10 protein-coding genes are annotated in these 12,009 nt (G+C 45.2%); 3 read left to right on the top strand and 7 right to left on the bottom strand.

The features are described from left to right. Window positions 1-15: 15 nt before the first annotated feature. From trmD to ffh, 4 genes are all read right to left on the bottom strand, one after another. Entirely contained in the window at window positions 16-792 is a 777-nt protein-coding gene (gene trmD / locus A28LD_RS10615; protein ID WP_007421083.1) for a tRNA (guanosine(37)-N1)-methyltransferase TrmD, read from the bottom strand. Further along, on the bottom strand, window positions 792-1,352 hold the full coding sequence (gene rimM, locus A28LD_RS10620) for a ribosome maturation factor RimM (protein WP_050795171.1): 561 nt from the start codon (window positions 1,350-1,352) through the stop codon (window positions 792-794). Before rimM ends, trmD begins: the two co-directional genes overlap by 1 nt. A 25-nt stretch (window positions 1,353-1,377) precedes the next feature. After that, a complete protein-coding gene (gene rpsP / locus A28LD_RS10625; RefSeq protein ID WP_007421085.1) occupies window positions 1,378-1,626 on the bottom strand; it encodes a 30S ribosomal protein S16 in 249 nt (82 codons plus the stop codon). Between the two features lie 129 nt (window positions 1,627-1,755). After that, window positions 1,756-3,120 carry a signal recognition particle protein gene (gene ffh, locus A28LD_RS10630; protein ID WP_007421086.1) on the bottom strand — a complete coding sequence of 455 codons (1,365 nt, stop codon included), beginning with the start codon at window positions 3,118-3,120 and terminating at the stop codon, window positions 1,756-1,758. Between the two features lie 163 nt (window positions 3,121-3,283). Between ffh and A28LD_RS10635 the strand changes: the two genes are divergently transcribed. Continuing rightward, the gene (locus A28LD_RS10635; RefSeq protein ID WP_007421087.1) at window positions 3,284-4,075 is read left to right on the top strand and encodes a cytochrome C assembly family protein; all 792 of its coding nucleotides are present in this window, start codon (window positions 3,284-3,286) and stop codon (window positions 4,073-4,075) included. An 83-nt stretch (window positions 4,076-4,158) separates the two neighbouring features. After that, window positions 4,159-5,451 (top strand): HlyC/CorC family transporter, encoded by a 1,293-nt coding sequence (locus A28LD_RS10640; RefSeq protein ID WP_007421088.1) that lies wholly within the window; start codon window positions 4,159-4,161, stop codon window positions 5,449-5,451. A 96-nt stretch (window positions 5,452-5,547) separates the two neighbouring features. Here the strand turns inward: A28LD_RS10640 and A28LD_RS10645 are convergent, their stop codons facing one another. Together A28LD_RS10645 and gshA are read right to left on the bottom strand one after the other, a co-directional pair. Continuing rightward, complete coding sequence (locus A28LD_RS10645; RefSeq protein ID WP_050795172.1) at window positions 5,548-6,156, bottom strand: transglycosylase SLT domain-containing protein; 609 nt, start codon at window positions 6,154-6,156, stop codon at window positions 5,548-5,550. Window positions 6,157-6,265: 109 nt separating this feature from the next. Continuing rightward, window positions 6,266-7,846, bottom strand: coding sequence for a glutamate--cysteine ligase (gene gshA / locus A28LD_RS10650; protein WP_007421090.1), 1,581 nt, complete (start codon window positions 7,844-7,846; stop codon window positions 6,266-6,268). 87 nt (window positions 7,847-7,933) lie between these two features. Here gshA and A28LD_RS10655 point away from each other — a divergent pair, with 87 nt between their 5' ends. After that, complete coding sequence (locus A28LD_RS10655; protein WP_007421091.1) at window positions 7,934-10,642, top strand: response regulator; 2,709 nt, start codon at window positions 7,934-7,936, stop codon at window positions 10,640-10,642. Between the two features lie 235 nt (window positions 10,643-10,877). Here the strand turns inward: A28LD_RS10655 and A28LD_RS10660 are convergent, their stop codons facing one another. Next, window positions 10,878-12,008: a sodium ion-translocating decarboxylase subunit beta gene (locus tag A28LD_RS10660; protein ID WP_007421093.1), complete on the bottom strand. Its 1,131-nt coding sequence runs from the start codon at window positions 12,006-12,008 to the stop codon at window positions 10,878-10,880. Window position 12,009 lies beyond the last annotated feature (1 nt).

Below are 12,009 nucleotides of genomic sequence, written 5' to 3' on the forward strand. Positions count from 1 at the left end.
ATTATACTACCCGAGCTAATCCTGCTGCTGCGAATCGATACTTTCGATAAATGCATTTAGCAGTTTCTGCTGCTCGTCAGTCAGAGCTAGGTTATTTAAGAGTTCTGGTCGCCGCTGCCACGTTCGCCCTAGGGCTTGTTGCAACCGCCACCGCCTTATTTCTTCGTGGTTACCGCTAAGTAACACCGACGGAACCTGCTTGCCGTTCAAAACTTCAGGCCGCGTATAATGTGGGCAATCTAATAATCCATCAGCGAAAGAATCTTCCGTTGCTGAATTTTGATGCCCCAAAACACCTGGCACTTCGCGCGCTAACGTATCAATCATCACCATTGCTGGGAGTTCGCCACCACTGAGAACAAAATCCCCAATCGACCACTCTTCATCAATATCGGCTTCAATTACACGTTCATCTATACCTTCATAACGACCCGCAACTAACACTAACGCTTTATGTTGAGAGAGTTCGCGAACACCTTGCTGATCTAACTTGCGGCCTTGCGGCGATAAGTAAATCACTTTTGGTTCCACGCCAGCTTGTTGCTGAACTCCTGCTTTTGCATCGCGTATTGCGGCACGAAGCGGAGCAACCATCATCAGCATTCCGGGCCCACCGCCATAAGGGCGATCATCCACGGTGCGATGGCGATCTGTTGCATAATCTCGAGGATTCCAAGGGGTTACTGAAAGTAAACCTTCTTGTACCGCCCGCCGAGTTACGCCGTATTCAGTAATCGCACTAAACATTTCCGGAAAGAGAGATACAACTCCCACATGCAAACTCGCAGCCATTAGAAATCAGCTGGCCAATCTACCGTTATCCGGCCTTCTTCTGCATCAACCTTCACAATGTATTGTGATTGCAGAAACGGAATTAGGCGTTCACGTTTACCAAACGCATCGTTATTGTTGGCTGTTACTACCAATACATCATTCGCAACGGTAGATAACAGATGACTCACAGTACCCATATCGTAATTTTCAGTATTTACAACACGTAGCCCTACAAGATCACGCCAATAAAATTCATCTTCTGCAAGCTCCGGTAATTTTGCTACCGGAACGGCGATCTCCAACCCGGTAAACTGCTGCGCAGTGTTCCGATCTTGAATATCCGCCAAACGTGCTACCAGATCTTTGTTATGCCAACGCCATTGGCTCACTTCGATCTCGCACCACTGCCCATTGTGGCCAATTAGCCACGGGCTGTAATCGAATATGCCTTCTTGATTCTCAGTGTAAGCATTGATGCGCACCCATCCTTTGATTCCGTAAACTGCACCAATGGTGCCTACTACTACGTTCTCATTATCTTGAGTTTGCTGTTCTGCCATTGCTTGAGATTCACTCATATTCAGTTGTGTACCGGTTTGTTGATTACGCAGCTTTACGCGCGTCTTTGATCAACTTGGCTACGCGCTCAGAAAGTTGTGCGCCTTGACCTACCCAGTGTTCAACACGGTTTAGATCTACACGTACTTTTTCTTCCTGGCCACGAGCTACCGGGTTAAAGAAACCGACATTCTCAATGAAACGTCCATCACGGGCGTTTCGGCTGTCGGTAACTACCATTTGGTAGAATGGACGCTTTTTAGCGCCACCCCGTTGTAATCGAATGGTTACCATTACCGTTATCCTATCTTTTTCAATGTTTTCAAAGGTTAAAGAAACCCACCCAACACTAGGTTGGGGGGCTGCATTATTCTACGTATTTTTCGCGTAAACGCAAGTAAAACTGAGGGTTTGGGAAGATTCTTAGCGGCCAGGGAACATTCCTGGTGGCATCTTGCCACCCATTTGCCGCATCATTTTCGCCATCCCGCCGCCTTTCATTTTTTTCATCATTTTTTGCATTTGTAAGAATTGTTTCAGCAATTTATTTACTTCTTGCACCTGCACACCAGAGCCAGCGGCGATTCGGCGTTTTCTCGAGCCTTTGATCAAATCCGGATGTTCGCGCTCTTTCGGTGTCATCGAACTAATAATAGCTTCCATACGAATGGTTACTTTATCGTCCATTTGCCCTTGCATTTTCCCTGCCATTTGGCCCATGCCAGGAAGTTTATCCATTAAGCCCATCATTCCGCCCATACTGCGCATTTGCTGCAGCTGCTCACGAAAATCTTCAAGGCTGAATTTACCGCTTTTCATTACCTTTTTGGCAACTTTCTCGGCTTTTTCCCGATCAACTCTCGATTCAACTTCTTCAATAAGCGAGAGCATATCGCCCATACCGAGAATACGTGAGGCTACCCGATCGGGGTGAAATGGTTCTAGCGCATCATTTTTTTCACCCACGCCGAGGAACTTAATTGGCTGCCCGGTAATATGGCGAATTGAAAGTGCTGCACCACCACGGGCATCACCATCAACCTTAGTTAGAATCACGCCCGTTAAAGGCAGCGCTTCACCAAAGGCCTTGGCGGTATTTGCCGCATCTTGCCCGGTCATTGCATCAACAACAAACAGGGTTTCAATTGGGTTTATCGCCGCATGTAAGGCTTTGATTTCAGCCATCATAGCTTCATCAATGGCTAACCGGCCGGCGGTATCCACCAGCACTACATCAATGAATTTTTTGCGGGCGTAATCAATAGCAGCGTTCGCGATATCAACCGGCTTTTGATCAACATTAGATGGAAAGAACTCAACATCAACATCGGCTGCTAAACGTTCTAACTGAGCAATAGCCGCTGGGCGATAAACATCGGCGCTTACTACTAATACTTTTTTCTTCTGCTTTTCTTTCAAGAAGCGCGCAAGTTTACCCACACTGGTGGTTTTACCTGCACCTTGTAAGCCCGCCATCATCATTACCGCTGGCGGCTGCGTAGCTAAGTTTAATGGCGTATTGGCTTCGCCCATCGCGGCTTCTAGTTCAGCCTGAACGATTTTCACGAAAACCTGCCCTGGATTAAGGTTTTTATTTACCTCAACGCCAAGTGCTCGCTCTTTTACCTTCGCAATAAATTCTTTCACTACTGGCAGCGCAACATCTGCTTCAAGCAGCGCCATACGTACTTCGCGTAATGTATCTTTAATATTATCTTCGGTTAATCGCCCGCGTCCGCTGATATTGCGTAAACTTTGCGATAAACGATCGCTCAGGTTTTCAAACATACTATCTTCCTGTAAGCCGAGTTTCGGGTATTATAACGGAATGAGGTTGGGTTTGCCGATTTACAAGCCTATACTCTTACTTTATTTTACTATTTTGCTAGCATGAAAATGCCAACAAAAGCGTTCAGAGCGCTTTAAACCGGAAATAAGGATTCGATTACCAATGCTCACAGCATTAACCACATTCAGCATTGTTGCCTATTTAGTTGCTGGCCTTCTGTTGAGCAAGCGTATCAGTTCGCCACAAAAGATGCAGCGTCGCACCCTTATTATTTCGGTATTAGCCCTTATTGGCCACTTTACCGTTTTGGCCACCGTGCTAACAGAAACCTCGTTAGTAAAAATAAATCTATTTACTACATTGGCTCTCATCACTTGGCTTATATGCGTTTTTAACAGTGCCCGTGGTGAACACCCAGCAAGTTTGCTGCTACGCCCTTCTATTTTTGTTCTTGCGGCCATGAGTTTGTTCGCGCTTTACGTGGTTCCTGCTGATGTTGGCCGGCCGCTGGAAATGACACCTATTTTTGCCTTACATATCAGTTTAGCATTATTAGCCTCAAGTATTCTTACCCTTGCCACTCTCTATGGCATACAGCTGCTATATGTGAACCGTTTGCTAAAAACCCACAGTGTAAAAGCAGTATCTGAACGCATGCCTTCATTGATGTCGGTGGAACAGTACTTCTTCCGTTTGCTCACTGCCGGTAGTGTGTTGCTCGCCCTTGCAATTATTGTTGGGTTCTTTTATCTCGATGATATTTTTGCCCGCGGCCAATTACATAAAACTATTTTATCATTAGCTGCCTGCTTAAGTTTTGGTGCCATCGTTGTAGTTCATTACTGGCGTGGGCTACGCGGCCGTATTGCGGTATATTGCACAATTATCGCTAGCGTATTACTTATCCTTGGTTACTTTGGTAGCCGGTTTGTCCGTGATATTATTATCAGCTAACTGATGATAATGAAGCGTTAGCCTTGACTTCATCGCGGCTATCCATACATTAAGAGTCTTATAATAAACCACAGGGTTCTCTCTTGAACGACATTGCTACCAGTACATTATTTTTAATTCTCTTTATTCTCATCATTGTTTCCGGTTATTTCTCTGGGTCTGAAACGGGAATGATGTCGGTAAACCGCTATAAACTGCGGCATTTAGCGCAAGGTGGAGATAAAGGAGCAAAGCGTGTATCGGCAATGCTTGACCGTCCCGATCGCTTAATCGGCCTGATCCTAATCGGCAACAATTTAGTTAACATCGCCGCATCAGCTATCGCCACTATTATTGGTATGCGTTTGTACGGTGATTATGGTATTGCTATTGCAACTGTTGTACTTACATTAGTTATTCTCATATTTGCTGAAGTAACCCCGAAAACAATTGCTGCACTGCACCCCGAGAAAGTAGCCTACCCAAGCTCATTGTTGCTTTCACCACTAATGAAGATATTTTACCCGCTAGTAGCCACGGTTAACTTCATTACTAATAATATTATGCGCATCATAGGTATTAATCCTAAATCGGCTGGCCGCGATACGCTGAGTGCAGAGGAACTGCGAACGGTAGTGCACGAAGCTGGCTCACTGATTCCCTCGCGCCACCAAGAAATGTTAATCAGTATCCTCGATCTCGAAAAAGTTACCGTTGACGATATAATGATTCCGCGTAGTGAAATTGCTGCTATCGATATCAACGATGAACTTCCAGCCATTATTCGCCAATTGAATCATATGCAACACACCCTTATTTTGCTCTACCGTGGCGAAATCGATGATGCCATTGGCTTCTTGCACGCCCGTGATGTTTTGCGCTTGCTCACCCGCACTCAAGTTGACCCAGATAAAGCCTCGTTAGTGCGCACAGCCCGTGATATCTACTTTATACCCGAAGGCACCCCACTGAACGTGCAGTTAGTAAAATTCCAACGTAATAGAGAGCGTATTGGCCTCGTTGTTGATGAATACGGTGATATTCAAGGGCTAGTTACACTAGAGGATATTCTCGAAGAGATTGTTGGCGAATTTACCACTACCATTGGTGGCCAAAGCCACGAACACATGGATAAGCAAGCCGATGGTAGCTTCATTGTTGAAGGCACCGTGAACTTACGTGATTTGAATCGGGAGCTTAAAATTGAGCTTCCCATTGATGGCCCAAAAACTTTGAACGGCCTGATTATTGAAGAGTTCGGCGATATACCTGAATTTCCAATGTGTATCCGTATTTCCGGTTACCCTATTGAAATAGTATCGGTAACTGATAATCGCATTGAAAAAGTACGCATTCAGCCGCTCCCGAAAAAGAAACGTAAACTATTGGGCAAGTAATACTTATATTTCTGCACTAAAAGCATTCAACAGAAATAAGAAAGGCGTTCACCTCTGAACGCCTTTCTTATTTAATTCTTACCATAACTTAAGCCATCAGCCAAAGAACAAGCGCCGGAACCAACCGCGGTTAAGCTTATCTTCACATTGATTCAACTGCTGCGCGTAAGTAATAGCGCGCGCATCTACCCGCCGTGAAACTTGCACTAACCATTCTTTTTGTAGATATGTGCGGCGCTGATAGCCACCCCAACCCTCATGATAATTTAAATACTGCGCGTAAGCATCCCACTTCGAAACACCGTTAATTCGTTGTGATTTATCCATAAACCACCCAATGAAATCCATAGCATCAGCAAAATTATCGCGCCGAGCGCGGCGATTGCCGGTTTCACGAATATAATCATCCCATGTCATGGTTTTGGCTTGCGCATAGCCATAAGCATCACTAATGCGGCCCCAAGGAATAAAACCAAGAATATATTTACGAGGCGGTGCCGCGTTATGCTTAAAAGAGCTTTCTTGATACATAATCGACATAGGCACGTGAATCGGTACACCCCACTCTTTATTCATTGATTTTGCAGCCCGCCACCAATCTCGGCGTTCGTCAAAAATATTACAAATATTTTCTGGATCTCGAGGTGGTGAAGTGGCACAACCTGCCGTGATTGCCACCACCGAAAACATCACTAAAGCTCGCATTGCAGTTTTTTTTGTTATGAGTTGGAACTTTTTCCTAACCACATGTTCTGAATTATTGTGTAGAGTTTTCATGTGTAAGATCCCTTGGTAAGTTTGGTTAGCGCGCCTTTTAGGCGCGCTTTTTTTTATCCAATGCGCGTTCAAAGTAAGCCGTTAAAAAATCACCAAAACTACCCGTATCCTTGGCTTCTATCTCAGCTTGTGCGGCGAGCGATTCTGCCGCCATTTTCTGGAAATCAGATTCCGAATAATGCTCAAATTCAGAATTCATCAACTCATCTCTATACTCAACTGCTAAGCGCATGCCAACATGTTGATATAGCTTGCTAGCTTCTTCATACATCCGCAATAACCGCGCAGAAAAAGTAGCTTCAGGGTTATCAATAGCCGGAGCGAATGCTTGTAATGCCTGCTGATACACGGCGGATTCTTCACCTAAAAGCGTTGCCAGTTTCTCCAACTCCGCAAAAAGATGCTGTAAGCGTTCTTGCACTGATAGTTCACCAACTTCATCGGTTAAGGTTAAACCAGGCTCACGGCCACGCAACACTATTTTATTAACGTTTTTCTCAGTGGCTTGCTGGCACTCAATGTTCAGTTCAGGGCTATCGGTAAATAAACAAAACAATAAGAACAAATCTAGAAATCGCATTTGCTCGGCAGTTATACCCACATCTGAAAATGGATTCACATCTAAAGCTCGTACTTCAATATATTGAATTCCGGCTCGTTCGAGCGCTTGCGTTGGCGTTTCTCCCGATTCAGTTACCCGTTTTGGCCGAATCGGTGAATAAAATTCATTTTCAATCTGCAGAATATTGGCATTCAACTGTTGCCAATTATCGCCGTTACGCACACCTATATTGGCAAATTGATCCGAGCGTGTGAAAACAGCTCTGCGTAAGCCAGCCACATAATCATCAAGTGAGTTATAGGTGATATTCAACGCAGCTTGTTCTTTGTTGGTATAGCCTAAATCACTCATGCGCAGTGATGTTGCATGCGGAACATACACCATTCCTGAACTTAACTCATGGAAATCTAGGTTCGCTGAACTGTGTTTTAAAAAAGATTTACACAATACCGGCGAGGCTCCGAATAGGTAAGGAATTACCCAAGCCCAGCGTTTAAAGTTTCGAATTAATCCAAAGTATCGCTCCGAGCGATAATCAGCATTATTCTCTCTACTATCGGCGGCAGCCAGCAACGGCCAAAGTTCATCGCTTACCGACCAATTAAAATGCACCCCGGAAATCGTTTGCATAACCGCGCCATAACGATGTGTTAGGCCTTGGCGATAAACGGTTTTCATTCTACCCACATGTGATTTGCCAAATTGAGCAAGGCGAATATCGCTGGTGTCATTGAGGTAACAAGGCATGCTTAGCGGCCACAAATATTCTTCGCCGATATGTTGATAACTGAAACGGTGAACATCGCGCAATTGCGCTAAAGTAGTGGAAATTGAGGTGCTTACCGGCGTTATGAACTCCATCAGAGCTTCGGCATAATCGGTAGTAATTAAAGGGTGCGTTAACGTAGCACCTAGAGCAGCCGGATGCATGGTGGTAGCTAGCTGCCCTTCACTTGTGATGCGTAGCGTTTCCCGCTCAATACCACGATTCATTTTTGCCAATGCAGTGCGTATATCTGCTTGCTCGAATTGCTCTAAACGAATGGTTTGCTTCATTGACAAGGCAACATCCCGGAAATTGTCTGATATGATAAGCCTTAGTGTGCCACATTCATTGGCAAAATGCAGCGAAAGGAATACAGTTTGAAAGCGAAACCACGCGCCCGAATTTGGGTTTTATTGCATCACAGCTATTGGCTTTGGAATATTCTCGGCTGTGTTGCTATTTTGGCGATGCCTGCTCCAATCCCCGCTATTGTTGCTGTTGTTCTACTAGCAATGGCGTTAGTTTATGGCTGGCAAACATGGCGCGGTTATCGCGAGAGCACCTTAAATACCGGAACAGCAAAACCTGAATTTTTTTCAACCTCTAGCACTCAGTTACTTCAGCAAGTTTTTAACGATTTGCCAAATCGCGTTTATTGGCGTGATAAAGATTTGCGGTTCGTTGGTGCCAATCCTGGCTTTTTGCGCGATTTCGGCCTTTCCTCGGTACAAGAATTGCATGGTTTAACGGATAACGATCTCCCCTTGCTGGCACAAAATCCGGAACTTCGTGCTCGTGATGAACAAACGTTAACGCAGCAAGTTCCATCGTGTAACCAAGAAGTTCGCATTCAACTGAATATCGATGATGAATCGTTGCAGCACGTGCGCTGGGCAGAACATTCAAGTGTACCGCTATACGATGAATACGGTGAAGTAATTGGTATTCTTGGCAGTTATTACGATATTTCTAGTAGCAAACGAGCAGCCGAAGAGATGTCTCGTGCTCGTGAAACAGCAGAAGAAGCGAGAGCTACCGCAGAAACGGCGAACCTTGCGAAAAGTGATTTTCTAGCCAATATGAGCCATGAAATTCGCACGCCAATTAATGCTATTGTGGGTATGGCTAACTTAGCTCTAAAAACAGAACTTACCGATAAGCAACAGCGCTATGTAAAAGTAATCGATTCATCATCACAGGCACTGCTTGGTGTTATTAACGATATCCTCGATTTTTCAAAAATTGAAGCTAATAAATTAACCATTGAGCGCATCCCATTTGATCTCGATGAGGTTTTAGGCACGCTCGCGGATATGTTTGCTTATAAAGCTTACGATAAAGGTTTAGAGTTCATTATTAACTTACCCGCCAATATCCCCACTATGCTAATGGGCGACCCACTGCGCTTGCAACAGGTTTTAATTAATCTGGTGAGTAATGCCATAAAGTTCACCGATGATGGTGAAATTAACGTTTCTTGTACCTTACTCGATCGTAGCGAAGATAAGGTATGGTTACGGATAGAAGTAAAAGATACTGGCCTTGGAATGACCGCAGAACAAACAGCAAAGCTTTTTCAAGCGTTTACCCAAGCCGATACATCTACTACCCGTAAGTTTGGTGGAACAGGTTTAGGCCTCACCATTTCTCGCCGCTTGGTTACGTTAATGCAAGGCGATATAGGTGTTAGCAGCAGCGCTAACCAAGGTTCTAACTTTTTTATCGAGCTCGTATTGCCATTGCAAGAAAGCCAAGATAGCTCGCATCATCAACTGCTGATGTCGCAACTGCGCGGTGTTCGCGTGCTCGCAGTAGACGACAATACCAGCACGCGAGAAATGCTCAAAGAAACCCTACGCTCATATCAAATGGATGCTTACACCTGCCACAGCGGCGAACAAGCGATGAAACAAGTTATTGCGGCAGTAGCTGAGGGCAAGCCTTATCAGCTTATGTTGATCGATTGGCGCTTACCGGGTATGGACGGGTTGAGCTTAGTTGAGCGGATTAAACAAAAAATTCCTGTTGAACAGCAACCGAAAATGATTCTTGCCACCGGCTATTATGCTGAAGAGCTTGCAGAGAAAGCTCGCCAAGTAGGAACCGATGATTTTATTACCAAGCCCTATACCACCGCTACGCTCGCAAGAGTAATGACTGGTGCAATGTTTGGCAGCCGCAAACAACAGAGTGCAGAGAAGCACGCACAGAGTATTCCCGATACATTGCAAGGTGCGCCTTTGTTGGTGGTTGAAGATAATGAAATTAACCAGCATGTTGCCCGAGAGATGCTAACAGGCCATGGTTTTGTAGTGGATATAGCAGAAAATGGCGAAATAGCCGTTGCTATGGTACAGGATAACCAATATGCAATTGTGTTAATGGATATTCAAATGCCAATCATGGATGGTTATCAAGCAGCTGAACGAATTCGTCAGTTCTACAGCTATCAACAGCTGCCGATACTAGCAATGACTGCAAACGCTATGAGTGGCGATGCCGAAAAATCGTTGGCGGCAGGCATGCAAGGGCACATTCCAAAGCCGATAGATGAAGCGCTGTTACTCATGCAAATTAGTAAATGGGCGGTTCCCGGCCCTTACACACAAAGCGAAAAACCCGCGGTAGAAGCGAAGCTATCGGAGGCTCCGCATCGATATCCACAAATGCGGGGTATTCAACTAGAACAGGCCTTAAGCCGAATTAACCACAACGTTGAACTTTATACAAAGTTGCTTGATCATTTGGTTAGTAGCTATCGCGGCAGTGCTATAAAAGTATCCGAATTTATTAGCCGCGGCCAGCATGATAATGCGCGCCGATATTTCCATTCGTTAAAAGGCGCGGCGGCAAACTTAGGCCTAAATGCGTTAGCGGATAAAGCGGCAAATTTAGAGAACGCGGTAACCGAAAGAGATGTGGGTTTAATTGCTGATCAGATTAGTGGTTTAGAAGCTCTACTCGATCATGCTGAACAGGCGGCACAAGATCTGCGTAGCTTGGAAGCTGATAATTTGGAAACCGATAATTTAGAAACCGATAATTTAGAAGCTGATGCAACCGATTCATTAGCACCACCGGAGTAATGTTATGATTCGATTTCTTTTCCTTATCCCCCTTTTGCTTTGCGTAATTTGGACACTGTACTTACAAATGCGCGGGCATAGAATTCGTGATGGCAAACAGGGATATATCTACATAATTGTAATTAGCGCAGTTATTGCGGCTTTTTATACAGTAATGCTCTGGCTCACCAACCTATGAACCAGAGCATGATCATCGCGCTGTAATCGTTTAAGCAGCGCGTTATTCACAAGTAAGTTAGCCAGCTAACGCTAACAAAATCCCTGCCGCCACGGCGGAACCAAGCACACCCGCAACATTTGGCCCCATAGCGTGCATCAGCAAGAAATTATGTTGGTTTGCACGCAAGCCTTCTTGATTCACTACCCGAGCCGCCATGGGCACTGCAGAAACGCCAGCAGCACCAATGAGTGGGTTGATATCCTGCTTGCTCACTACGTTCATTAATTTCGCCATCAGCACACCAGAAGCAGTTCCTAAACAAAAAGCAAAAGCTCCCAGCAACAAGATACCTAAGGTTTGCACAGTTAAGAATGAAGTAGCCGTAAGCTGCGCACCTACAGCCAACCCTAAGAAAATAGTTACTAGGTTAATAAGCTCATTTTGGGCCGCTTTACTTAAGCGATCTACCACACCCGATTCACGCATGAGGTTACCAAAACAGAACATTCCGATAAGTGGTGCAGCTGTAGGCAACAATAAAAAGGTGAGTATCAGTACCATAATAGGGAATAGTATCTTCGCCCGCTTCGATACCGGTTTCAGCTGCACCATTTTAATTTCGCGTTCTTTTTTAGTGGTTAACAAACGCATAATTGGTGGCTGTAATACGGGCACCAAGGCCATATACGAATAGGCAGCAACGGCAATCGCACCAAGTAACTCAGGAGCTAGCTGCGAGGATAAGTAAATCGCAGTGGGGCCATCGGCACCGCCAATAATAGCGATAGCTGCCGCTTGCTGAATAGTGAATTCAACACCCGGCACTAAGTTCAGTGCAACCGCACCGATGAGAGTGGCAAATATACCAAACTGAGCGGCCGCCCCAAGCAGCAACATTCTTGGGTTTGCCAACAGCGCGCTAAAATCGGTCATGGCGCCAACGCCGAGAAATATCAACAACGGGAAAAGCCCAGTGGCAACACCAGAAGTATAGAGTGTGTGCAACACACCACCCGCTTCATTCATACCCGCTAACGGAATATTCGTGAGCACTGCGCCAAAGCCTATGGGCAGTAGTAGCAGCGGTTCGAATTTATGCACTATGGCTAGGTAGATGAGCACTAGCCCCACCACGATCATCACTAATGCACCAATAGTAAGCGATGCAACACCCGTTGTTGCCCACAGGGTATTTAAGGTTTCCAAA

It is taken from the genome of Idiomarina sp. A28L, from assembly GCF_000218785.1.
Classification (GTDB): Bacteria; Pseudomonadota; Gammaproteobacteria; order Enterobacterales; family Alteromonadaceae; genus Aliidiomarina.

What these genes read in the sequence shown, in the direction of transcription:
- ffh (WP_007421086.1), bottom strand. Translation starts at nt 3,120, where the DNA reads ATGTTTGAAAACCTGAGCGATCGTTTATCGCAAAGTTTACGCAATATC.
- rpsP (WP_007421085.1), bottom strand. Translation starts at nt 1,626, where the DNA reads ATGGTAACCATTCGATTACAACGGGGTGGCGCTAAAAAGCGTCCATTC.
- A28LD_RS10645 (WP_050795172.1), bottom strand. Translation starts at nt 6,156, where the DNA reads ATGCGAGCTTTAGTGATGTTTTCGGTGGTGGCAATCACGGCAGGTTGT.
- A28LD_RS10635 (WP_007421087.1), top strand. Translation starts at nt 3,284, where the DNA reads ATGCTCACAGCATTAACCACATTCAGCATTGTTGCCTATTTAGTTGCT.
- gshA (WP_007421090.1), bottom strand. Translation starts at nt 7,846, where the DNA reads ATGAAGCAAACCATTCGTTTAGAGCAATTCGAGCAAGCAGATATACGC.
- rimM (WP_050795171.1), bottom strand. Translation starts at nt 1,352, where the DNA reads ATGAGTGAATCTCAAGCAATGGCAGAACAGCAAACTCAAGATAATGAG.
- trmD (WP_007421083.1), bottom strand. Translation starts at nt 792, where the DNA reads ATGGCTGCGAGTTTGCATGTGGGAGTTGTATCTCTCTTTCCGGAAATG.